The sequence below is a fragment of the Rhodococcus sp. USK13 genome, from assembly GCF_018343855.1.
GTDB lineage: Bacteria > Actinomycetota > Actinomycetes > Mycobacteriales > Mycobacteriaceae > Rhodococcus_F > Rhodococcus_F oxybenzonivorans.
In genome coordinates this window covers 161345-181508 of the sequence record NZ_CP069242.1, presented here as the reverse complement: position 1 = coordinate 181508, position 20164 = coordinate 161345, and the positions used below count along the sequence as shown (strand labels likewise).

General features: G+C 66.1%; 24 protein-coding genes, 1 tRNA gene and 1 pseudogene. 16 read left to right on the top strand and 10 right to left on the bottom strand.

Features of this window, described 5'->3' with window-relative positions; genetic code table 11:
• Positions 1–57 precede the first annotated feature (57 nt).
• From JQT59_RS38275 to JQT59_RS03565, 4 genes are all read left to right on the top strand, one after another.
• Positions 58–480, top strand: coding sequence for a hypothetical protein (locus tag JQT59_RS38275; protein WP_502939776.1), 423 nt, complete (start codon positions 58–60; stop codon positions 478–480).
• Complete coding sequence (locus tag JQT59_RS03575; protein ID WP_213574604.1) at positions 477–2045, top strand: MFS transporter; 1569 nt, start codon at positions 477–479, stop codon at positions 2043–2045. The genes JQT59_RS38275 and JQT59_RS03575 overlap by 4 nt, the downstream gene beginning before the upstream one ends.
• 105 nt (positions 2046–2150) lie before the next feature.
• On the top strand, positions 2151–3461 hold the full coding sequence (locus JQT59_RS03570; RefSeq protein WP_213574602.1) for a serine hydrolase domain-containing protein: 1311 nt from the start codon (positions 2151–2153) through the stop codon (positions 3459–3461).
• Between the two features lie 59 nt (positions 3462–3520).
• Complete coding sequence (locus JQT59_RS03565) at positions 3521–4324, top strand: NmrA family NAD(P)-binding protein (protein WP_213574600.1); 804 nt, start codon at positions 3521–3523, stop codon at positions 4322–4324.
• 55 nt (positions 4325–4379) lie between these two features.
• Here the strand turns inward: JQT59_RS03565 and JQT59_RS03560 are convergent, their stop codons facing one another.
• The 5 genes from JQT59_RS03560 to JQT59_RS03540 form a co-directional block, all read right to left on the bottom strand.
• Positions 4380–4667, bottom strand: coding sequence for a nitroreductase/quinone reductase family protein (locus JQT59_RS03560; protein WP_213574598.1), 288 nt, complete (start codon positions 4665–4667; stop codon positions 4380–4382).
• A 57-nt stretch (positions 4668–4724) separates the two neighbouring features.
• Complete coding sequence (locus tag JQT59_RS03555; protein WP_213574596.1) at positions 4725–5381, bottom strand: class I SAM-dependent methyltransferase; 657 nt, start codon at positions 5379–5381, stop codon at positions 4725–4727.
• Between the two features lie 67 nt (positions 5382–5448).
• Positions 5449–5715 carry a hypothetical protein gene (locus tag JQT59_RS03550; protein ID WP_249354093.1) on the bottom strand — a complete coding sequence of 89 codons (267 nt, stop codon included), beginning with the start codon at positions 5713–5715 and terminating at the stop codon, positions 5449–5451.
• 108 nt (positions 5716–5823) lie between these two features.
• Positions 5824–6237 (bottom strand): very short patch repair endonuclease, encoded by a 414-nt coding sequence (locus JQT59_RS03545; protein ID WP_208962884.1) that lies wholly within the window; start codon positions 6235–6237, stop codon positions 5824–5826.
• Between the two features lie 19 nt (positions 6238–6256).
• Positions 6257–7402, bottom strand: coding sequence for a DNA cytosine methyltransferase (locus JQT59_RS03540; protein WP_213577398.1), 1146 nt, complete (start codon positions 7400–7402; stop codon positions 6257–6259).
• A 180-nt stretch (positions 7403–7582) separates the two neighbouring features.
• Between JQT59_RS03540 and JQT59_RS03535 the strand changes: the two genes are divergently transcribed.
• Both JQT59_RS03535 and JQT59_RS03530 read left to right on the top strand, forming a co-directional pair.
• Entirely contained in the window at positions 7583–8677 is a 1095-nt protein-coding gene (locus tag JQT59_RS03535) for a hypothetical protein (RefSeq protein WP_213577396.1), read from the top strand.
• Complete coding sequence (locus JQT59_RS03530) at positions 8674–9261, top strand: putative glycolipid-binding domain-containing protein (protein WP_159918876.1); 588 nt, start codon at positions 8674–8676, stop codon at positions 9259–9261. Before JQT59_RS03535 ends, JQT59_RS03530 begins: the two co-directional genes overlap by 4 nt.
• 49 nt (positions 9262–9310) lie before the next feature.
• Here JQT59_RS03530 and JQT59_RS03525 read toward each other — a convergent pair whose 3' ends face one another.
• Positions 9311–10279: a prephenate dehydrogenase gene (locus JQT59_RS03525; protein ID WP_213577394.1), complete on the bottom strand. Its 969-nt coding sequence runs from the start codon at positions 10277–10279 to the stop codon at positions 9311–9313.
• 49 nt (positions 10280–10328) lie between these two features.
• Here JQT59_RS03525 and JQT59_RS03520 point away from each other — a divergent pair, with 49 nt between their 5' ends.
• The 4 genes from JQT59_RS03520 (at position 10329) to JQT59_RS03505 (ending at position 11813) form a co-directional block, all read left to right on the top strand.
• Positions 10329–10868 carry a tRNA adenosine deaminase-associated protein gene (locus tag JQT59_RS03520; protein WP_159918877.1) on the top strand — a complete coding sequence of 180 codons (540 nt, stop codon included), beginning with the start codon at positions 10329–10331 and terminating at the stop codon, positions 10866–10868.
• A 10-nt stretch (positions 10869–10878) separates the two neighbouring features.
• Positions 10879–11337, top strand: a complete 459-nt coding sequence (locus JQT59_RS03515) for a nucleoside deaminase (protein ID WP_109326169.1) — start codon at positions 10879–10881, stop codon at positions 11335–11337.
• A 137-nt stretch (positions 11338–11474) separates the two neighbouring features.
• A complete protein-coding gene (locus JQT59_RS03510; RefSeq protein WP_159918878.1) occupies positions 11475–11666 on the top strand; it encodes a CsbD family protein in 192 nt (63 codons plus the stop codon).
• A gap of 56 nt (positions 11667–11722) precedes the next feature.
• Positions 11723–11813 (top strand) — tRNA-Ser (locus JQT59_RS03505).
• 53 nt (positions 11814–11866) lie between these two features.
• Here the strand turns inward: JQT59_RS03505 and JQT59_RS03500 are convergent.
• Both JQT59_RS03500 and JQT59_RS03495 read right to left on the bottom strand, forming a co-directional pair.
• Complete coding sequence (locus JQT59_RS03500; protein ID WP_213574594.1) at positions 11867–13021, bottom strand: hypothetical protein; 1155 nt, start codon at positions 13019–13021, stop codon at positions 11867–11869.
• Positions 13021–13959: a metal-dependent hydrolase gene (locus tag JQT59_RS03495; RefSeq protein ID WP_213574592.1), complete on the bottom strand. Its 939-nt coding sequence runs from the start codon at positions 13957–13959 to the stop codon at positions 13021–13023. Before JQT59_RS03495 ends, JQT59_RS03500 begins: the two co-directional genes overlap by 1 nt.
• 236 nt (positions 13960–14195) lie before the next feature.
• Here JQT59_RS03495 and JQT59_RS03490 point away from each other — a divergent pair, with 236 nt between their 5' ends.
• From JQT59_RS03490 to JQT59_RS03470, 5 genes are all read left to right on the top strand, one after another.
• Entirely contained in the window at positions 14196–14861 is a 666-nt protein-coding gene (locus tag JQT59_RS03490) for a TetR/AcrR family transcriptional regulator (protein WP_213574590.1), read from the top strand.
• Positions 14862–15077: 216 nt separating this feature from the next.
• Positions 15078–15989 carry a hypothetical protein gene (locus tag JQT59_RS03485; RefSeq protein ID WP_213578376.1) on the top strand — a complete coding sequence of 304 codons (912 nt, stop codon included), beginning with the start codon at positions 15078–15080 and terminating at the stop codon, positions 15987–15989.
• Positions 15986–16411: a phage holin family protein gene (locus JQT59_RS03480; RefSeq protein WP_213574588.1), complete on the top strand. Its 426-nt coding sequence runs from the start codon at positions 15986–15988 to the stop codon at positions 16409–16411. The genes JQT59_RS03485 and JQT59_RS03480 overlap by 4 nt, the downstream gene beginning before the upstream one ends.
• The gene (locus JQT59_RS03475) at positions 16408–16995 is read left to right on the top strand and encodes a DUF3618 domain-containing protein (protein ID WP_159918883.1); all 588 of its coding nucleotides are present in this window, start codon (positions 16408–16410) and stop codon (positions 16993–16995) included. The genes JQT59_RS03480 and JQT59_RS03475 overlap by 4 nt, the downstream gene beginning before the upstream one ends.
• A gap of 137 nt (positions 16996–17132) precedes the next feature.
• Positions 17133–17819 carry a YceI family protein gene (locus JQT59_RS03470; protein ID WP_213574586.1) on the top strand — a complete coding sequence of 229 codons (687 nt, stop codon included), beginning with the start codon at positions 17133–17135 and terminating at the stop codon, positions 17817–17819.
• On the opposite strand, the pseudogene JQT59_RS03465 reads toward JQT59_RS03470, so the two are convergent.
• A pseudogene (locus JQT59_RS03465) lies at positions 17751–18720 on the bottom strand (sterol desaturase family protein). The gene JQT59_RS03470 and the pseudogene JQT59_RS03465 sit on opposite strands and share 69 nt — an antisense overlap.
• Before the next feature lie 109 nt (positions 18721–18829).
• Between JQT59_RS03465 and JQT59_RS03460 the strand changes: the two are divergent.
• Positions 18830–19327, top strand: a complete 498-nt coding sequence (locus tag JQT59_RS03460) for an RrF2 family transcriptional regulator (protein ID WP_213574584.1) — start codon at positions 18830–18832, stop codon at positions 19325–19327.
• Between the two features lie 16 nt (positions 19328–19343).
• Here JQT59_RS03460 and JQT59_RS03455 read toward each other — a convergent pair whose 3' ends face one another.
• Complete coding sequence (locus JQT59_RS03455; protein ID WP_213574582.1) at positions 19344–20159, bottom strand: methyltransferase domain-containing protein; 816 nt, start codon at positions 20157–20159, stop codon at positions 19344–19346.
• Positions 20160–20164 lie beyond the last annotated feature (5 nt).

The window sequence follows — 20164 nt, the reverse complement described above, 5'->3', positions numbered from 1 at the left end:
TCTGCGAGGCTCGTCGAGAGCGTGTCGGATGAAATGCAGGAAGAGACGGGGTGGTGCATGCCTTCACTCGGTGCCTCGCTTTTCTGGATAATTGGTTGCGCGGTGGTGGCCCCGCTGTTCGCCGGGTTGGTGCCTCGCAAGCTGGTGCCCGAGGTGGTGCTGCTGCTCGGTGCCACCGGCGTCGTACATGCGCAGACCGCGGTGGCGTCCGAACCCGGTGTCCTCGTAGCGTTCGTGGCGCTGATCGCCGGCACCGGGCTGCCCGTGATCGTGGCCGTCACCGGGGTAGCCGTCGAATCGGGTGACATGACCGCGGCGAATGCGTCGGTGCTCGTCGCTGCGGGTGCCATCACGGTTCTCCTCTTCCCACTCGGTGCCTCTCTGATTGATAGATCTGCGCCCGGGACCGGGCCGCTCGGGCCCGCCGAGGCGACCGACTGTACAACGACGAGTGAAGACAACCGAGGAGCTGACCGGTGACCAGAACCGCATCGACACGGGCCCCGGCCCGGGCAACGCTTATCCTGGCGACACTGATACTCGTTGCCGCCGTGGCGAACTTGAATCTTTCGGTGGCCAATGTCGCGTTGCCCGACATCGGTCGCGCCTTCGATGCGAGCCAAACCCAGCTGAACCTGGTCGCGGTGGCGTACTCCTTGGGTCTGGCGGCCTCGGTGCTCTATCTCGGTGCGCTCGGCGACCGATACGGGCGCAAGCAGATGCTGGTGCTCGGAATGGCGCTGTCGTTGCCGGCGTCGGCGATTGCCGGGTTCGCGGGCAGTGTCGAAATACTGTTTCTCGCACGCGTTCTCGGAGGGATCTCCGCGGGCCTCGCCTTCCCCACCACGCTGGCCATCATCACGGCCCTGTGGTCGGGTCCACCGCGCACCAAGGCCATCGCACTGTGGTCGGCTCTCGGCGGGGCGATCTCGTCGCTCGGGCCGATCGTGTCGGGCGCGCTCCTCGAGCACTTTCACTGGGGCTCGGTGTTTTTCGTGACGCTGCCTCTCGCCGGTCTCGCTCTCGTCTGCGCCGCCGTCTGGGTGCCCGCTCACGTCAACGAGACCACCGACCCGGTCGACAACCTCGGCGGTGTCATTTCGGTGGTCTTCATCGCTGCACTCATCCTCGCGATCAACTTTGCCCCGGTCGACGGTGCCGGGGCGACGGCCATCGGGCTGGGCGTGATCGCCTTGGCGGCCGGTGCGGCGTTCTTCCTGCAGCAGCGCCGCGCGGCGCACCCGTTGTTCGACCTCCATGTGGCCGCGAGGCCCACATTCTGGGTCGCCGCCGTGGGCGGGGTGATCGTGTTCGGTGCGCTGATGGGGGCCATGTTCATCGGGCAGCAGTTCCTGCAGAATGTGCTCGGGTACTCCACGCTGGCTGCGGGATCTGCGATCATTCCGGCGGCGGTCGCGATGGTGATCGTCGCGCCTCGTTCGGCGAAACTCGTCGAATCGCGTGGTGCGCGCTTCACCCTCCTGCTCGGATACCTGTTCGTGGTCCTCGGGTTACTCGTCGCGCTGCTGTTGTGGAACGAGAACGCCCATTACCTCGAGGTGGGGGTGGCGTACGCGTTCGTCGGAATCGGAGTCGGGTTCGCGGGCACACCGGCGTCGCGTTCGCTCACCGGATCGGTACCGGTGTCGCGCGCGGGGATGGCGTCCGGCACCTCCGACCTTCAGCGTGACCTCGGCGGTGCGATCATGCAGTCGATCCTCGGCGCGGTACTCACCGCCGGGTACGCCAAGTCGCTGTCGTCGGCGATCGCGGCATCGCCTGATGCGAGTCAGGTGACGCCCGAAACGCAAGCGGCGCTCACGAAATCGTATTCCAGTGCAGAAGTGCTAGCCGAACGGTATCCCCAATACGCGGACCAGATCATCGCTGCCGCGCGCAACGCCTTTCTCGACGGGGACACCAAGGCGTACCTCGCCGCAATCCTGGTGGTGGGCGCGGGCGCTGTGGTGGTGTTCTTCTTCTATCCGCACCGGGAGGAGGAGAAGCGATTGATGGCGGAGTACGCGGAACAGCGCGGCACATAGGACGCATGTACCTTTCGGCGCGGTGGAAGCGCCGAAAGGTACATTCGCCCGGTGTCAGCGGGGTAAATTCCCGACAATCGGCACATCGACGAGGGGACCAGCACGATGACAGCTCGGGTCGTGACCAAGGCGAATCGTAAGCGAGGGCTGGTCGCGGCCGCAGCGGCTGTGCTGCTGGTCGTCACGGCAGCGTGTTCGGAGGACTCCTCCACCGGATCGGCCACGTCGGTGACGCAGACGACGCAGGCGGGCACGTCGGCGGCTGGGGATGGCACGCAGATCGATTCCGCTGTCGCGCAGCGTCTCGACGAGGCCATCGAGAATACGATGGCGAGGGCCTCGATTCCCGGGGTGATGGTGGGAGTGTGGGGCGCCGACGGTAACTACGTGAAAGCGTTCGGTGTTGCCGACAAGTCATCGGGCGCCCCGATGGAAACTGACTTCTACAGCAGGATCGGCAGTGTGACAAAGACTTTCACCGTCACCGGCGTGCTGCAGTTGGTCGACGAGGGAAGGGTCGGCCTCGACGACCCCATCGGGAAATACATCGACGGTGTTCCCCTGGGTGATCAAATCACGATCCGCCAGCTGGCGCGGATGCAGAGCGGATTGGCCAACTACTCGGCCAGCGAGGACTTCCAGAAGGCCCTGATAGCCGACCCGAAAGCGAACTTCACCCCCCAGCAGCTGCTCGGCTACGCATACGCACAGCCCGCGACCTTCCCGCCGGGGCAGGGATTCGAGTACTCCAATACCAACACGACATTGCTGGGACTGGTCGTCGAAAAGGTCAGCGGAATGTCGCTTGCCGACTATGTGACGCAGAAGATCATCGACCCGCTCGAGATGGCCGACACGAGCTTCCCGAACTCGAACGCCATCCCCGAACCGCATCCGCAGGGCTACACCGAGCAAACGGCGGACGGCAAGGAAGCAACGGCCACCGACTGGAACCCGTCCTGGGGGTGGGCCGCGGGTGCCATGATCTCCACCCTCGAGGACCTGCACATCTGGGCCCCGGCGTTGGCCACGGGAACGCTGCTGCAACCGGCAACCCAGGAGCAGCGACTGCAGACGGTGACCGCGCCGGGTCTGTCGACCGATGTCGGGTACGGCCTGGGCATCTTCGACATCGCCGGCTGGATCGGGCACAACGGCAGCATCCCCGGCTACCAGACGGTCAGCGTGTATCTGCCGGAGAAGGAAATGACGCTCGTGATCATGATCAACACCGACGTTCCCTACGAGGGCAGCGAGCCGAGTACAGCGCTGGCTACTGCCATTACGGAGATCATCTCTCCCGATCACGTCTACCGGTTGCGCGCCGACGTGCAGGATCCCAGTGCCACGTCTACGCCCTCGACTACGCCGGGGACGACGCAGCCGTCGACGTCCTCCCCGGCTCCCACCAGCTGATCGCAACCACGACACCGCGATCTCCGGAACCCACGCCTGCCGGCGCGTACGGTGGTGCCGTGACGATTCTGGTGACCGGGGCTACCGGGAATATCGGCAGGATGCTCGTCGATCATCTTCTCGCGCGGGGTGCGACCGACGTCCGGGCACTCACCAACCATCCAGAGAAGGCGCACCTGCCCGCGGGAGTCGAGGTCGCGCACGGCTATCTCCGTAGGCTCGACACCCTTCCGGCCGCATTCGACGGCGTCGAGTCCGTGTATCTGGCGCCGACACCAGACACGGTCGAGGATGTGCTCGCCGTGGCGACGCGTGCCGGAGTCCGTCACGTCGTCGACTTGTCCGGTCCGCACGACGGACATTGGGGTGACGTGGCGCGGGCGGTCGAGGCGTCCGGCATACCGTGGACCCATCTGTGGCCCGGTGAATTCATGGAAAACGCAGGAATACTCGCGCCGCAGATCATGGACGCCGGGGTGGTTCGCGAGCCGTTCCCGACGGCAGGCAATGCGCCCATCGCCATGGACGACATTGCCGAGGTGGCGGCGGTGACGCTGCTCGAGGACGGACACGTCGGCAAGTCGTACGAGCTGACGGGTCCGGAGACATTACTTCGTGCGGAGCTGGTTCGCCGGCTGGGGGAGGCCCTCGGCCGCAACATCGAATACCGGCAGGTCTCGTTCGAGGAGGGAGTCGAGGTCCTCACCCCCGCGATGGGCGAGTACGCGCGGTGGTATCTCGAAGGCATGGCGACCCTCGTCGATCCCCAGCAGGCCAATTCTGTATTCGAGGACATCGTCGGCCGACCGGCCACCACCTTCACCCGGTGGGCGGCGGAGCACGTCCACGAGTTCGGCGGATAAGTATCTGGGATCCCGATCGGTGTCCCGTAACCGGATCAGCGCGAGGGGGTAAGAGTCACAACGGGTATGGGCGCGTCGTCTTCTTCTGATAGTCGCTGTCGCGGCCCGAATTGATGTCGTTCATGGTGGCCCACATGCGGTCGTAGTCGGGATCGCCGGGCCGATAGTCGTCACCGTCGCGGCCGTAGGTCAATGCAGACGTTCGGGGTGCACCCGACTTGCGACCTACCGTGTGCAACAACAGAGTCGGCACACCGAACAGCAGGCGATGGCCGAGCCATCCGCCGCTGCGCTCGTAGACGAACGGGTGCAGTCGGAGCGCATTGACGAACAGCTCGGCCATCGTTCCTCGTTCCGGGGCAAGGGAGCTACGTATCACGCCACAGTAGAGGGACGGCGGTCAGTGACTCCGGACCGCGTGCAGAACCGCATCCTTGATGGTGGCCAGGTTTCCGTCCGGGTCGGTGATCTCTCGCGCCGGGGCCGCGCACGCGAGAATCTCCCAGTTCTCGGGGTCCAGCACGGCCGCCGCCTGTTCGGCGGTGAACATGATGTCCGGCACATCGGGCCTGCCCACCGAGGCGTGCATATCGGTGGGGTGATGACCCACGATCAGCAGGTGTCCGCCTGGCCGCACGGCCGCGGCCAGGCGACGGTGCAGCTCGCCGCGGGCCGGCTCCGGCAGTTGCATGAATTGCGCGGATACCAGATCGAACTGTCCGGTTGGCGGCTCCCACGATCGAATGTCGACCTGCTGCCAAGTGGTGTGGTCCGCGATCGCAGCGCCGGCCTCTGCTGCCTGTGCGGCGGCGCGCTCGAGCGCCACCGTCGACACGTCGACTCCGGTGGCGTCCCAGCCGTTCGAGGCCAGCCAGATGACGTCCGCCCCCTCGCCGCAGCCGACGTCCAGAGCGCGGCCCGGGGTCAGCGTCGCTGTCTGTTCCACCAGGCGCTGGTTGGGGTTCCCGCTCCACACCGCGCCGGTCGAGCTGTACCGCTCGTCCCAGAACTCTTGGCTGTAGAAATCGCTGGGGTCGTGCTCATGTACGTGCGTCATGGCTCCACTGTGCGGGGCACCCGGCGCCAGATGAAAGTTCTGTTGCCGAACCGGCAATGTGCGGCGACTACGAGGCTTGGAACGTGAAGATGCGGCAACCGCTCATGTTCGCCGAAGAGGCGACCCCGTCGGCCCGCGCGTAGTCGCCCTTGGCCGACAGATTGTTGGCGAGTGCTGCCTGATCGTCACAGAAAGCCTGATCCGCCGGGTCGGTCACGGGATTGCTGATGTAGGTGTCGCCCGGTGCGGCCGCCGCGGACGGACCGACACCGAACAGAGGTACGGCAGCCGCTGCGAGCGCAATGGAGGCCGCCGCGAAGAACTGGCGGATCATGATGCTCCTCCGGGAGTAAGGCGTGGGATTTTTCCGATGACCCCATCCTGCACCGAACTTTCCCGGGCAGCCATACCCCCAAGGGTGCAAAAATTCGCATCGAGCGGTTCAGGGCAGTTCGACGGTGCCCAAAGCCTCTTGCACGCGGTCGGCGGCCTCGATGGGGTCCTCGTGCTCCCAGATGCGCACCACCGTCCAGCCGGACTCGATGAGTCGAGCGTCGGTATCTCGGTCGCGGGTGACGTTCCCCGCGAGTTTGTCGGCCCACCACTGGGCGTTGTTCTTCGGGAAAGTGGCGTGCTTCGGGCAGCTGTGCCAGAAACAGCCGTCCACGTACACCGCCACCTTGCGGCGTGGAAACACCAGATCGGCGCGTCGCCTGATGCCCTTCATCGGGGCCCGGTCCACGAAGTACCGGACCCCGCGGCGGTGCAGCTCCCGCCGCAACCCCAATTCGGGAGCGGTATCTCGCCGCCGCTGCGCCCGCATCCGGGCGCTGGTGGCGGGATCGGTGGAGGGCATCGCGATCGCTTGGTGTCCGTCAGGCCGCAGCCTGCGGAAACCCGCCCATACGGTCGAGATGACTTTCGACGTCGTCGATGAAGCCCGGAATGAAACGCAGGTTGCCCATCCGCGCCCGTTTGAGGAAACCTGCAGTCGCGCGGGCGGACAACAGCCGGGTGTCCTCGAGAAACCCGCTGAGATCCTCGTAGGGTTCTTGGACCGGCCACGTCGACATGTGCACCCGAAATGCCTGCCGGTTCATCCCCCACGCCGCAGCGGGCCACGCGTCGCCGGGATTCAGGGGAGTCTCGACGCTGCGCTCGTAGGCGTCCGGCGCCACCAGACGTCCACCCACCCACGACGCCATCCGCACGCTCACGGCGTTGCCGACGAGTTTCCACCTATGGCTGTTGCGCAGGCCCGGGACGAGCGCGGCCGGAGCGGTCCAGTCGGGATCGAATCCCTGGAGCCGTTCGGCGTCGATCAGCCCTGGAGTGACGATTTCGCCCGACGGTAACCGCACGGCCGGTGGACTGGCGATCCCGACGGAAGAGCCACCTTTGAGCGTCGGGACCGCATTGACCGCCCAGCCGAGTCCACGGGTGCCCTCGGTCCAGTAGAAGCCGCAGGGATAGTCGGCCGGATCACCCACCGGGCGCTCCCCGGCATCCTCACCGAACAGCACCGGACGAGGGTCGTCGGTACGCGAAGCGAGCATCAAGACCCGCTGACGTCGCTGCGGAAGTCCGAAGGCTCGGGCATCGACCACCCGGTACGCCCACATGTAGCCGAGGTCCTCGAGGGCGTCGGTGATATGCCTCATAGCGGCGCCCCGACCGAGCTGCAACATGAACGGCACGTTCTCGATGAGCAGCCAGCGGGGACCCTTGCGGCGTTTGACCAGTCGGAACACCTCGTCCACCAGACTCGATCGCGAGCCGGTAATCCCGGCCGTCCGCCCCGCCTGGGACAGGTCCTGGCAGGGGAAACCGGCGGCGACCAACTCGATGTCCTGGGGGAGCGACCGCAGCTTCGTGACGTCGGAATGCACCGGCACGTCCTGGAATCGGGTACGCAGAACCGCCTGGGCGCCCGGATCGATCTCACAGAGCAGTTCGGTGTTCCAGCCGTGCTCTCGGAGACCCAACTCGAGCCCGCCGATACCGGCGAACAGGCCCACCATGCTCCCGGTTGACGTCACGGCACCCTTCCTCACGAACCAGTCACCCGAGAACGTTACTCGAGATCTGCACCGACTTTGACCAACGACCCGTGAGTACTTGTTAAAAGCGGGGCGTTAACAAGCACTCACGGGTGGCTGAGCGACCTAGACTTCGGGTGGGTGGGTACGCAGGGAGGCGCGATGATTCCCGGGTTTCGCGAGAGGTCGCTGTTTTTGCGCGACGCCCAGGGCAGCGGTCTCGTCGAGGCGTTCGTCATCATCGGCATCCTCACGATCCTGCTCACCCGCGCCTACCTGCACCTGACGGGCTATCCCCAGGTCGGCGGGTCCTCTCTGCACATCGCGCATGTGCTCTGGGGCGGGCTCGGCATGATCGTGGCTCTGGTGACGGTGTTCTCGTTCCTCGGCCGGAAACCGCGCATCGTTGCCGTCGTCGTGGGCGGCATCGGGTTCGGCTTGTTCCTCGACGAGATCGGCAAGTTCGTCACCAAGACCAACGACTACTTCTACCGCCCGTCCGTCGCCATCATGTACGTGGTGATCGTGGTGTTGCTGCTGCTCAATCGGTGGCTGCACGACGTGCGCCCGCCCACCGTCACCGAGGACGTCGCCAACGCGGCCGCCATTGCCCTGGGCGGCCTCGACCGCGGGCTGGACCGGGTGCGGCGAGAGCAGGCCCTCGCTCAGCTCCGTCGCGCGGGCGAGGCGGGGGCGGATGCGTCGACCGTCGCGTGCGTTGCCGATCTGCTCGATCGCTGTCCCGATCGGCAAGGCCGGGTGGTGCCGTCGGTGCGCGAACTCGCGCGACGTGCGACACCCGAGTTCGCGAAGGGCCCTGGAATGCTGTGGACGGCTGCCGTCGGTCTGACCGTTTTCTCCACGCTCGGTCTGATCAGCGCGGTCATCACCCTCGACGACGACCTGCGCGGCGCAGGAGCGGACATCACCACCATCGGTCAGCTCGTCGGTTCGGCCATCGCATTCGTGCTGTGCTGGAGCGCGACGGTGCGGCTGCGCAACGGCAAGATGTGGCCGTTGCAGTTCCTGCGGTCCGCGGCGCTCGTCACCGTGCTGCTTACAGAGGTCTTCGATTTCGTGGCCCAGGAATTCGGCGCGCTGCTCAACGTGGCCGTCGGCCTGGGCGCCCTGATCGTGTTCTCCGCGCGCATCGCGGCGATGGATCGGGCCCGGGCAGCCGATCTCGGCAACTCTGCTGCAACGAAACTCGGCCCATTGCCACCCCGCGAGCCGTCGTCGATTACCGTAGACAGGTGAGCATCCAAGACTCCGGTGCCCCGTCCTGGCCTGCAGTACTGACGTGGCGGGCGGAAAACGCACCCCGTATGGAATCTGTGCGTGTCCAGCTCAGCGGTGACCGCATCAAGGCTGCCGGCCGCATCATCGGCGGCACATGTCCCGAGCACCCCGCGTTCAGCGCCTCCTACGACCTCGTCACCGACGAAAGCGGCGTCACCCGCCGGCTGTCGCTGCGCACCTCTGTCGCCGCAGGTGAGCGGCAGATGTCGATCAGCCGCGACGAGGAAGGTACGTGGATGGTGCAGCACGGTGCCCACCATCAGCGCTCCACATTCGACGGTGCCCTCGACGTGGACATGGTGCTCAGCCCCTTCTTCAACACTCTGCCGATCCGGCGGTACGGGATGCATCTCGGCTCCGAGGACATTCAGGTGCCCGTCGTCTACGTCAACCTCCTCGACCTCCGGGTCGAGGGCGCCATCCTCACCTACAGCAGCGGTCCGGACGGGATTCACGTCCTTTCTCCGGTGTCCAGCTCGTCGGTCACCGTCGACGCCGAAGGGTTCATCCTCAACTACCCGGGGCTGGCGGAACGGATTTAGGCGCTCCGCGCCCGTGAGCGGTTAACGAGTCTCTGCACTCGTCGAGCACTCACAGGCGGCGGAGCCGCCCACCGCGGCGGCCCGCGTCGCGCATCGCCTCGATCCAGCCGTCGTCGCCCGGCACGATGCCGGTGATGTCCCAGGTTTCCTGGTTGTCGTATCGGGTGCGGGCGGCATGTCCGGCGTCGACGAGCGTTGCCGTGGACGACTCCTCGGCGAGTTCGGTCCGAGCGCTCTGCAGCAGTTCAAGCGCCTCGTCGAGGGCGATGAGCAGCGCACTCCGGTTTCCCTCGCACATGGCCCGGACCAGACCGGGTGCGCTTCCGGCGACGCGAGTGCCGTCCCGGAACGACCCCGCCGCCAGCCCCAGCGCCAGCGGCCCACCCGCCGCACCGGTCACGGCCAGGGTTTCGGCGAGCAGGTGCGGGAGGTGCGAAATCCGGGCCACCGCCCGATCGTGTTCGGCGGATTCGGCGGGCACGACGACGGAACCGCAGTCCAAGGCGAGCTGCGCCACCTGCATCCAGATTCGGGGGTCGACGCCGTCGTCGGTGCCGACCACCCACACCGCCTCTCGGAACAGGTCGGCGCTGCCGACGCTCCACCCCGACGCCGACGTTCCGGCCATCGGGTGCCCGCCCACGTACCGGTCTGCGAGTCCTTGACGGGCCGCCGCGGCCGCGACTTCCGCTTTGACACTGACCACATCGGTGATCGGGCAGTTCGGGGCGTAGAGGGCGATCGCGGTCAGGGTGGCTGCCACGGCGGGGACCGGTACGGCGATCACGATGAGCGCCGATTCCGCCGACGCCCTCTGAAGCACCGCGACCAGATCGGTGTCCGCGTCGAATCCGTCTGCCCGCGCGGCCTCGACGGACTGCGCGGAGCGATTGTGGCCCCACGCGTCGCGGCCCGCCCGTACTGCGGCACGGAGGAGGGATCCGCCGATCAAACCGAGGCCCAGGACGCACACCGGAGGTGCGGAAGCGGTATCTGACACCTGCTCAGGTTGGCACATTCGTGTACGGACTTCATTTACCGGCACCCCGCGGGCTACCGTTGCGCTCATGGGTGCACAGCGCGCGGGAAACAACAGCGCCTCGTCGGATCGGGCTGAGGATCTGGAGGGCTTCGGTGTCGCGGTAGTACACGAGGACGGCCGATGGAAGGTCAAGGCCCTCAGCTCGGCTGCTCTGACTAGTTTGAGCGCCGCGGAGGAGGAGTTACGGTCCCTCCGCAGCGCGGGCGCGTTCTTCGGTCTGCTGGACGTGGATGACGAATTCTTCATCATTCTGCGGCCGGCGCCGTCGGGCACGCGACTGCTGCTGTCCGACGCCACCGCGGCCATCGATTACGACATCGCCGCGGATGTCCTGGATGCGCTGAACATCGAGGTGCCGGACATCGACCCGGACGACCTCGACGACGTCGAGCCGTGGGAGGAGGGTGATCTCTCGCTCCTCGCCGACCTCGGGCTCCCCGAACCGGTGCTGGCCGTGATCACCGCCGAAACAGACCTGTACCCGGACGAGCAGCTGGGCATGATCGCTCAGCGCCTCGGCTTCACCACGGAGCTGTCGGGGGTTCTCGACAAACTTCCGCGATAGTTCTCGTCCGGTGACACTCCAGGACGACGAGCGGATGATCCGCGTGGCGATCGAGGCTGCGCGCGCCGCCACCGACGCCGATGTACCAGTGGGTGCCGTGGTGTTCGACGCCGACGGGGTCGAGGTGTCGCGTGCGGTCAACTCACGCGAGGCGATGTCGGACCCGACAGCACATGCGGAGATCATGGCGCTCCGGGAGGCGGCCAGGGTCTACGGCGACGGGTGGCGCCTCGAGGGCACGACGCTGGCTGTGACCCTCGAGCCGTGCACGATGTGCGCAGGAGCGCTGGTGCTCGCGCGGGTGTCGCGTGTCGTCTTCGGCGCGTGGGAACCGAAAACGGGAGCAGTCGGCTCCCTCTGGGACGTCGTCCGCGACCGCCGACTCACCCATCGGCCGCAGGTCCGCGGGGGTGTTCTCGAAGACGAGTGTGCTGGGATCCTCGAGGATTTCTTCCGAGAACGGCGCTGACCGGTTTCAAACGTTTTCGTGGGGTACTCGACAGTGTGTAGCCGGGTCGGCACGATCCGTGCTTCTCTGGAGACAGGCACCGAACGAGGCGCCGCCGGGCCCGCACCGGGTCCGAAACGGATTCACGGAGGTATCTCATGGGAATCGCAGACAAAGCATCGAACAAGGCCGAAGACCTCAAGGGTCAGGCGAAGGAAACCACCGGCAAGGCCACCAACGACAAGGACCTTCGCGACGAGGGCAAGGCCGATCAGGCATCGTCCGCGGTCAAGGACGCCGGCGAGAAGGTCAAGGACGCCGCGTCGAACCTCAAGGACAAGCTCACGTAAAGCGGCTCCACCTGGCGATTTCAGGCTCGGGCGTCACATCCGGTAAAGTCACCGGCGGTGGCGTGTCCGAGCGGCCTAAGGAGCACGCCTCGAAAGCGTGTGACGGGTAACCCCCGTCCGAGGGTTCAAATCCCTCCGCCACCGCCAAGGGTAAAACCCCTGATCCGGTCCTCGAGACCGGGTCAGGGGTTTTCTCGCGTTTACGGGCCTGTTGTTGCGGGTGCTTCGGCGGAAGCAATGTCGCTGCCTGCGGTGTTTCTCCGCGGCACGGTGAAGGTGGCGACGACGCACAGGACCGCGACCGCGAAGCAGGCGAGTGTGTACCAGAGGTTGCCCACCGGGTCGCCGTTGTCCGTGACGCCGTCGACCGCCCCGAAGTAGTCGGGCAACGCCGTGGCCCAGAGCAGCGCCATCACGCTCAGGTACACCACGCCGTAGCGCTGGACGAAGTGGTTGGTGTACGTTGGTCCATCCTTCTCCCCGCGCAGCCGCATCCATTGGCGGACGAGAATCCAGATCGCGACGACGGTGACGACGAGAAGTTCCGCTGCGTAGAGAACGGCGCGGGCGGTGATGCTGCCCATTCCGAATACCGTCGCCGGGAGCGGCAGGATGAACGTGCCCAGCGACGCCAGGACACCGATGACGACTGTGCGCCACACCAGTTCGGGACCGGAGAAGCGCCGGCCCTCGTCGACGTGACGGCCGACGAAGAATTGTACGCAGAACGCCAGCGACATCGGCCACAGCGCAGCGAACACGACGACACTCGGCAGTGGCACGGAATCGAACAGCGGTTGATTGATCGGATTCTCGGTCGACCACTCCCACCACCGCAGTTGCGGTCCGAGATGGTCGAAGATCTCGTAGAAGGCGTGGTGGACGAAGCCCACGCAGACCGCGCCGGCGAGCACTCCGTACCGGCGGAGGACACCGAGCGTTCTGACGATCTCGAAGGCCATCGTGGCCATCAGCGGGTAGATCGCGATGATGTACAGCGGGAGTCGGCCCCAGAGGAACTCCACGGTGAACACGTTGTGCGCGAACATCGTGTCCACGTGGTCCTCGATGCCGAAGGCGGCGGGGAAGTACAGCGGCGGCTCGATGATGAACAGGTACGCGGTTGCGCCGAACCAGAGCACCAGGTTGGTGGGATCGCCCATCCGTCGCATGCGCACGATCGCGACCACGAGCGCGAGCACAGAGCCGAGAACGACGGTGAGCTCGAGGACAGGCAGTGTCCAGTTTTCCAACGCCAGTGGGTTGCGGATCTCGACGAGCCCACCGGCTTCCTGGCACGAGAAGCCGAGCGCCGACGCGAGTTGGTCGAATGTGGGTGAGCAATGATCGGCCATCAGCGCGCCTCGGAAGACGCAACTGTGTCGGCGGAATACCAGTGCGTGACATCGTAGCCGGCCTCGTAACGCTCGAACCACACGTCGGCGAGTGCGGGCAGCTTCTCGTGATCCGGGTTGTGCCGCGGCAGCTGGCTGCGGATGATGCCCACCAACGCGGTGAGTTGCTTGCCGAGCGGGAGATCGTCGAACGCGCGCATCATCGGGCCGTTGTCCTCGACGCGCAGCAGGGGCAACCGCTTGCGCAGGTTCTGCTGACGCCGGTACGAGGCGAACATCGACAGCGCATCGACCTTGCGATCCTCGAGCGGGACGTGCCGATTGAAGCCTTCGCAGGCGATCCGGATCACTTTCAGCACGTGCCGGAAGATCGACGGGGCCATCCGCATCCGGTACATGTCACTCCCGACAACGGAATCGAAGATGATGAGCGCAGAACTTCGGTGTTCTACTTCCTCGACGAAGTGCCAGATGAACAGGGACGCGACCCGGTCGTCTCCGGGCCGGAACAGAGTGGAATCGTTGTCGAGCATCAGCTTGAACACCGGAGTGAAGGTCGCTTCCAAATCGGCGGTGTACGCCAGTCGATAGTTGAGCGAGGTCTGGGCGGTGAGCCGGTCGAATTCTCCGATCACCTCGTCCAGGGTCTCCTGAAGTCCCGGGTATCGATCGATCAGTGCCTTGACGTGCTGGCGGTGAGCCGTCGAGTGCTGCCCTTCCTGCCGCATGAATGCGTCCGCCTCCTCGGCAACGGCAGGATCGGTGATCAGCGGCTTGGTTTGGAGAATCATCTTCACGATCATCTTCTCGAAGCCGATCGCCAGGAACGAGACCGCGTTGGCCATGCTCGAGAAGGCCGGATTCTCCTCGTTCCACACGAACGGCACGTCGTAATCCGCGAACGCGAAGCGCATCTTTCGGACTTGTAGATCGGTCACTGTGCGATACCTCGTCTTTCGAAACGGGCTGGGTGGCTGGTGGCCCCGCTCGATGCGTCGAAGCCTTAGTGGCGACAATCATACATACAGCCGCGTATCTGTATGATTACTTTCGAGGCTCAGGTTCGAAATGGCGGCGGGGGGCTCTGTGGTAGCGTCGCCGTTCATCTGGATGGGCGCGCTCCCGCCGTGGTTCCGCGCGCCCGACGGACAGAACTCGACCCGAGGAAGCGGCAGTGGCACGAAGGCGCGGCTGGGGCGGTAGTCCACCCGGCGACGATGACGAAGCGTCCCGCCGAATCGTTGCCGCCGCAGTCGAATTGATCGGACAAACGGGTTCGGCGATCAGCATCGCCGATGTGGCGGAGTCGCTCGGCGTCATCCGCCAGACGGTCTACCGATACTTTCCCAGCGCCGACGCACTGATGAGGGCGGCCGCCATCGCGTCCGTCGACGGATTTCTCGATCGACTGACCCGGCAGGTGAAAGGTATCGAGGATCCGGTCGACGCGATGATCGAGGCAGTGGTGTACACATTGGCCGAGGTGCGTCGGACCCCCCACCTCGGCATACTGCTGTCGAGCTCGTACTCGAACGTCGATCCCGAGGGCATCACCTCGCACGAGGCGCGCACCTTCGGGATGACGATGATCAAGCGCTTCGACGTCGACTGGGAGGGCTGCGGGTACGACGACCCCGATCTCGCGGATCTCGTCGAGTACGTCCTTCGAACCATGCAGTCGTTCTTCGTTTCCCCGGGAAACCCGCCGAGGAGCGACGATGAGATGCGTCGATATCTCCGACGCTGGATGGGGCCTGCGATCGCCCCGCAGCAGCCCGCCGCACCGACTCGACGTGCTGCCGACAGCACTGCCCGCGGCGGCTCTCAGTTCCTGCGGTAGCAGAGCTGGCTACTTCTTAGTGCGCGTTGCCGAGTTCGGCGCCGCATGATCTCACCTTCCGCCGGTGAATTCTTTGTACGCCGACATATTTCCCGAGATCCTGGATCGATGTGCCGCTGCCTGTTTCGGGTCGAGGGCGTGGGGTAACTGCAACAACACGTCCGCTTCGTACGGACCGACGCGTACACACGTTCACGCAGGAGGCAGGGCCAACACATGACTATTCCCGGTGGTAACCCCACACAAGACCAAGCGGGTGCGTGGGCCGATCCCACAACGCACACGCCCACAACGCGCACACAGGACGAGTCGGCGACGGACGTCGCGAAGCAGCAGGCGAGTGAGGTCGCGAGTGATGCGGCCGGGGCGGGCAAGCACGTCGCCGGTGTCGCAGGTGAACAAGCACAGAATGTCGCCGGCGAGGCGACGCAGCAGGCTAAAGACCTTCTGCAGCAAACACGGAGCGAATTGACTGATCAGGCAGCTACGCAACAGAAGCGAGTGGCGTCGGGCCTTCGGGCCCTCGGTGACGAGTTCGGATCGATGGCGAGAAACTCCGAGCAGCCCGGAATGGCGACCGATCTGACGAAGCAGGTCGCCGAAAAAACACACGCCATCGCCTCGTGGCTGGACGACCGCGAACCCGGGCACGTTCTCGATGAAGTGACGCGATTCGCGCGGCGCAAACCAGGCACCTTCCTCGCTCTGGCCGCCGGCGCCGGGTTGCTCGCCGGTCGACTCGGCCGCTCGTTGATGGCGGCGAACGACGACAGCGGTGCCGCCGCGCCGAACCGTGTCCGCGCAGGTCAGGGTGAACAGTGGCCGCCGGAGGTTCCGGATGCGGGAGCACTCCCTCCGGAGCCGGAGCGGCTGTACGACGCGCCGCCGCAGTACCCGCCCTCCCAATATCCACCTTCGCCACAGCCCGGCTATACCCAGCCCGGCTACACCCAGCCCGGGTACTCGCAGCAGCCCGGATACACGGAACCGGGGTACGCCCAACCCGGATACACCGGGCAGCCCGGCTACACCCAGCAGCCGGGGTACTCGCAGCAACCCGGGTACACGCAGGAATCCGGCTACCCCGAGACCGGGTACCCGCCGGCCGGCCCGGACGTGACGCGATGAGCGCACCCTACGGACCTCACACCGAAGGAAACGGCACAGAGCCGCCTTCCATCGGCGAGTTGCTGTCGAACGTCAGCGAAGATCTCACCGTCCTGATGCGTCAAGAAGTGGCGCTTGCGAAAGCCGAAGCGACGCAGACCGCCAATCGCGTCGGTAAGGGCGCGGGCATGCTGGCCGGCGCCGCGGTAGCCGCGCACTTTGCGGTGCTCTTCCTGTCCGTTGCCGCATGGTGGAGCCTCGGCAATGCGATCGGACGCGGCTGGTCCGCGCTGGTCGTCATGCTCGTGTGGGCGATCATCGCCGCCGTTCTGGCCGTACTCGGCCGGGCGGCACTGAAGAAGGCGCGTGGCCTCCCGCAGACCACCGACACCGCCAAGAAAATTCCCGACGCGCTCACCCCTCACCCCCAGGAGTCGCCATGACCACCAGCCAGGACCCCGACCGTATCCGCGCCGACATCGAACGCACCCGCCGTAATCTCAGCGCCGACGTGGACACCCTCGCTCGGGAAGCGAACCCCACCACCATTGCGAAGAGAAAGGTGGGCAGGATGACCAGCGCGGTCGGCGGCGTGCGCGACCGCGTGATGGGGTCCGCTCAGGACGCCGGCTCCAGCCTCGCCGACGCGCAGAGTTCCGCCGCCGACGCCGCTCAGTCAGCTCCGCGCGCGGTGCGCCAGCACACGCAGGGCAACCCGTTGGCGGCCGGACTGATCGCCTTCGGTGCCGGGTTGCTGGTGGCGTCGATGCTTCCCGCGAGTGAGCGCGAACAGGAGGCCGCTCTCGCGGTGAAGGAGAAGGCCGAGCCCCTCACGCAGGAACTGACCGATGTCGCGAAGGACGCGGCCCAGAACCTGAAGGAGCCCGCCCAGAACGCCACCCAGGCGGTCAAAGAGACGGTGACCGAGGCCGCGGACACCGTGAAGGCGGAGGGAACGTCCGCCGCTCAGGACGTGCAGGGCCGTGCGGCCGATGCGAAGGACACGGTCCGAGAACAGCAACGCTGACCCGGAATACCGACGCCCCGTTCGGTTCCCACCCGAGCGGGGCACACGTATGCCTCGGTGGGTTCGACGATGCACCAGCGACGACCCCATCGCGCGAACCGAGTGACAGCCATTGAAGCTGCAACTACCCTGTCTGCATGAAGAAGCTGTGGTGGGCCATCGGCGGAGTCGTTGCCGTTCTCGTGCTCGCGGTCCTGGTCGGCCCGTGGGCATACGGTCAGTTCATCGCCGAGGACGATGCCCCGGCGGCGTCGGTGTCGACCGAGGGCGCCGAGGCGGCTTCCGGGTCGGTCGACGGGCAGTGGACGGTCGTACCCGGTGAGGCGCCGAACCAGACCGCCGCGGGATACACCGTCCACGAAATCCTCAACGGCGCGAGCGTGACAGTGGTCGGTTCCACAGGTGAAGTCGCCGGTTCGGCCACCGTCGAGGGCGAGAAGCTGACCGCCGGCGAGGTGAGCGTGCAGGTCGCCGGCATCACCACCGATCAGCCGCGTCGAGACGCTCAGTTCCGCGGCAATGTGATGGACACCGACACCCATCCGACAGCCACATTCACCGTCGACGAGCCGGTCGACCTGTCCGGTCTTCCCGACGACGGTTCGGTGGGGACGGTGACCGCCCAGGGCAGCCTGACGCTCGAGGGGCAGTCGCGTCCGGTCACGGTGGACATCGAGGTTCTGCGTTCCGGCGACGACCTGATCGCCTCGGGCAGCATCCCGGTCACCTGGACCGACTTCGGAGTGCAGCCACCGTCACTGGGCTTCGTGACCGTGGACGGCCGCGGCACCGTGGACTTCCTGATCAGCCTGGCGCGCTCCTGACGGCGCCCATCCGGGTGGCCCGAACACGTAGCCGAGTTTGTCTCGCCACGACCGCGCGTCGCGCCAGTCCCGCCCGATCGCGGCGTACTCATGGGTCTGCAGCTTCCAGATGTTGTACGTCCCGACCGGTTTGGTGAGCCCATAAGTGGGGCGGTGGGTTTCGGCCCGGAAGGTCCCGAACATTCTGTCCCACACGATGAGGATTCCGGCGTAGTTGCGGTCGAGATACTGCGGAATCGCAGCCGTGGTGAACCCGGTGATGAGAGGGAGTGTTGAGCACGAATTCGATCGGCCGGGGAAGCTTGTCGACTCGCTCGGTATGCACGAAGAACTGGTAGACGAGGTTCACGGAGAAGCCGATGAAGACCATCCACGGTGGAATACCGATGAGCGGCAGTGGAATCCACATCACGATCTCGCCGCTGTTGTTCCACTTCTGCCGCAACGCGGTGGCGAAGTTGAAGTACTCACTGGAGTGATGCGCCTGATGGGTGGCCCAGATCAGCCGGATGCGATGGGCCATCCGATGGTAGGCGTAGAAGAGGAGGTCCACTCCGACCAGCAGGATCACCCAGGTGTACCAGGCGTCCGCCGGTAAATGCCACGGTGCGAGATACACCCAGATCGCGGAGTAACCGACGAGTGCCAGCAGCTTCCATGCCGCCGTCGTCGCGATGGAGACCGCGCCCATCGACACGCTTGCACGGGCGTCGCGGCGCTCGTATCCACCGGGTGCCGGACGGGACCTGCCGTCGGGCCCGATCGCCGCGTCCTCGAGGTGGCGGGCCGCCAGCCACTCGATGGCGAGGAACACCACGAACGCGGGAACGGCGAGCGTCACAGGTTCGTGAAGTGGCTCGAACAGGGCCGAACTCCACGCCGACATCACGGTGTCCCACATGCGTCCTCCGCACAATACGATCGTCCAGTTCACGGTACGTGATGGCGATCACTCACGGACCCTCGGCGCACGTTTGCTCCTTTTCATACTCAGGTGATAGGAATTTGGTGTGCACATCACCGCCAAGGTGGACTACGCCGTGCGGACGCTCATCGAATTGGCCGCTGCCGGGCCGTCACCGTCCAAAGCCGAGTTCCTCGCGCATGCGCAGACCATTCCGCACAAATTCCTCGAAGCCGTGCTCGCCGACCTCCGTCGTGGGGGACTGGTGAACAGCAGGCGCGGCCCCGACGGCGGATACTGGCTGGCCCGTCCGGCGTCGGACATCTCCATCGCCGACGTGATTCGTACCGTCGAGGGGCCGCTTGCCTCGGTGCGCGGCGAGAGGCCCGAGGACGTGGAGTACGGCGGGCCGGCGGCCAAGCTGCAAGACGTGTGGATCGCCGTGCGAGTGAACCTGCGTGCGGTACTCGAGAACGTGAGTGTGGCCGACATCGCGGAGCAGCGGCTCCCAGACTTCCTCACCGCACTCACCGCGGATCCCGGTGCGTGGGAGCGCCGCCCCCGTGCGGCTGCACCGGCGGCCGAGGACGCACAGCGCGGCTGATCGTGCGGGCCGCCGCTCAGGGCTTGCGCGCGAGGTATCCGAACATCGTCACGGACATGTGAAAGTCGCCGGTGTGGGCGCCGGACTCCAGCTGCTCGAGAAGGGCTCTCCGCTCGGCGGGGGAGATCGCGCCTTCGGCCACCGCCGCATCCATCATCATTGTGACCAGCGGACCCGTGGCGTCGCCGGGTTCCTGCATCAGTGCCTGCGAACCTGTGTCCTCGACGACGAGTCCGGCCCGCGTCAACTGACCCGGCAGAAGCCGGCCCGAATACGGATTGGCGGTGTTCGTCAGCATCACGTCGGTGATGCGCGCGAGAACGTCGGGATCACCCGGGTGCAGTATCGCCGTTCCCCAGTCGCTGTCGAGGATCACGGCTCTTCCGCCCGGTTTCACGACGCGCGCCACTTCCGCTGCCGCTCGTTCCGGCTCGGTCAAATGCTGGAAGACTCGCTCGCAGCGCACGGCGTCCAGACTGCCCGTCGCGAAGGGTAGGGAGTAGGCGGTGCCGACGACGAACTGCGCCGTCGACCGCGCGGCCTCCGTCCGTTCGCGCGCGAGGAGCACCATTCCGGGATTCGGGTCCAGCCCGATCGCTCGCCCCGCCGCGCCGACGGCACGAGCCATTGTCCGGGTCTCCGATCCGGTTCCCGAGCCGATGTCGAGCGTGTGTTCGCCCGGTTCGAGGTGGAGGGCGTCGTGGGACCAGGCGCGCAGACGTCGGATTCCCGGCCGCTCGGCCTGGATGTCGAGGACGGAGGCGAGTTGTTCGAGGGCGTCTCGGTCTATCTCGTCGGACCGAAACGACAGCGGCACGGCCGAATCTGCCATGAATC

What these genes read in the sequence shown, in the direction of transcription:
- JQT59_RS03520 (WP_159918877.1), top strand. Translation starts at nt 10,329, where the DNA reads ATGGGTGCACAGCGCGCGGGAAACAACAGCGCCTCGTCGGATCGGGCT.
- JQT59_RS03555 (WP_213574596.1), bottom strand. Translation starts at nt 5,381, where the DNA reads ATGACGCACGTACATGAGCACGACCCCAGCGATTTCTACAGCCAAGAG.
- JQT59_RS03500 (WP_213574594.1), bottom strand. Translation starts at nt 13,021, where the DNA reads ATGGCCGATCATTGCTCACCCACATTCGACCAACTCGCGTCGGCGCTC.
- JQT59_RS03525 (WP_213577394.1), bottom strand. Translation starts at nt 10,279, where the DNA reads ATGTGCCAACCTGAGCAGGTGTCAGATACCGCTTCCGCACCTCCGGTG.
- JQT59_RS03540 (WP_213577398.1), bottom strand. Translation starts at nt 7,402, where the DNA reads ATGGTGGGCCTGTTCGCCGGTATCGGCGGGCTCGAGTTGGGTCTCCGA.
- JQT59_RS03550 (WP_249354093.1), bottom strand. Translation starts at nt 5,715, where the DNA reads ATGATCCGCCAGTTCTTCGCGGCGGCCTCCATTGCGCTCGCAGCGGCT.
- JQT59_RS03485 (WP_213578376.1), top strand. Translation starts at nt 15,078, where the DNA reads ATGACTATTCCCGGTGGTAACCCCACACAAGACCAAGCGGGTGCGTGG.
- JQT59_RS03470 (WP_213574586.1), top strand. Translation starts at nt 17,133, where the DNA reads ATGAAGAAGCTGTGGTGGGCCATCGGCGGAGTCGTTGCCGTTCTCGTG.
- JQT59_RS03455 (WP_213574582.1), bottom strand. Translation starts at nt 20,159, where the DNA reads ATGGCAGATTCGGCCGTGCCGCTGTCGTTTCGGTCCGACGAGATAGAC.
- JQT59_RS03510 (WP_159918878.1), top strand. Translation starts at nt 11,475, where the DNA reads ATGGGAATCGCAGACAAAGCATCGAACAAGGCCGAAGACCTCAAGGGT.
- JQT59_RS03480 (WP_213574588.1), top strand. Translation starts at nt 15,986, where the DNA reads ATGAGCGCACCCTACGGACCTCACACCGAAGGAAACGGCACAGAGCCG.
- JQT59_RS03475 (WP_159918883.1), top strand. Translation starts at nt 16,408, where the DNA reads ATGACCACCAGCCAGGACCCCGACCGTATCCGCGCCGACATCGAACGC.
- JQT59_RS03545 (WP_208962884.1), bottom strand. Translation starts at nt 6,237, where the DNA reads ATGCCCTCCACCGATCCCGCCACCAGCGCCCGGATGCGGGCGCAGCGG.
- JQT59_RS03570 (WP_213574602.1), top strand. Translation starts at nt 2,151, where the DNA reads ATGACAGCTCGGGTCGTGACCAAGGCGAATCGTAAGCGAGGGCTGGTC.
- JQT59_RS03535 (WP_213577396.1), top strand. Translation starts at nt 7,583, where the DNA reads ATGATTCCCGGGTTTCGCGAGAGGTCGCTGTTTTTGCGCGACGCCCAG.
- JQT59_RS03560 (WP_213574598.1), bottom strand. Translation starts at nt 4,667, where the DNA reads ATGGCCGAGCTGTTCGTCAATGCGCTCCGACTGCACCCGTTCGTCTAC.
- JQT59_RS38275 (WP_502939776.1), top strand. Translation starts at nt 58, where the DNA reads ATGCCTTCACTCGGTGCCTCGCTTTTCTGGATAATTGGTTGCGCGGTG.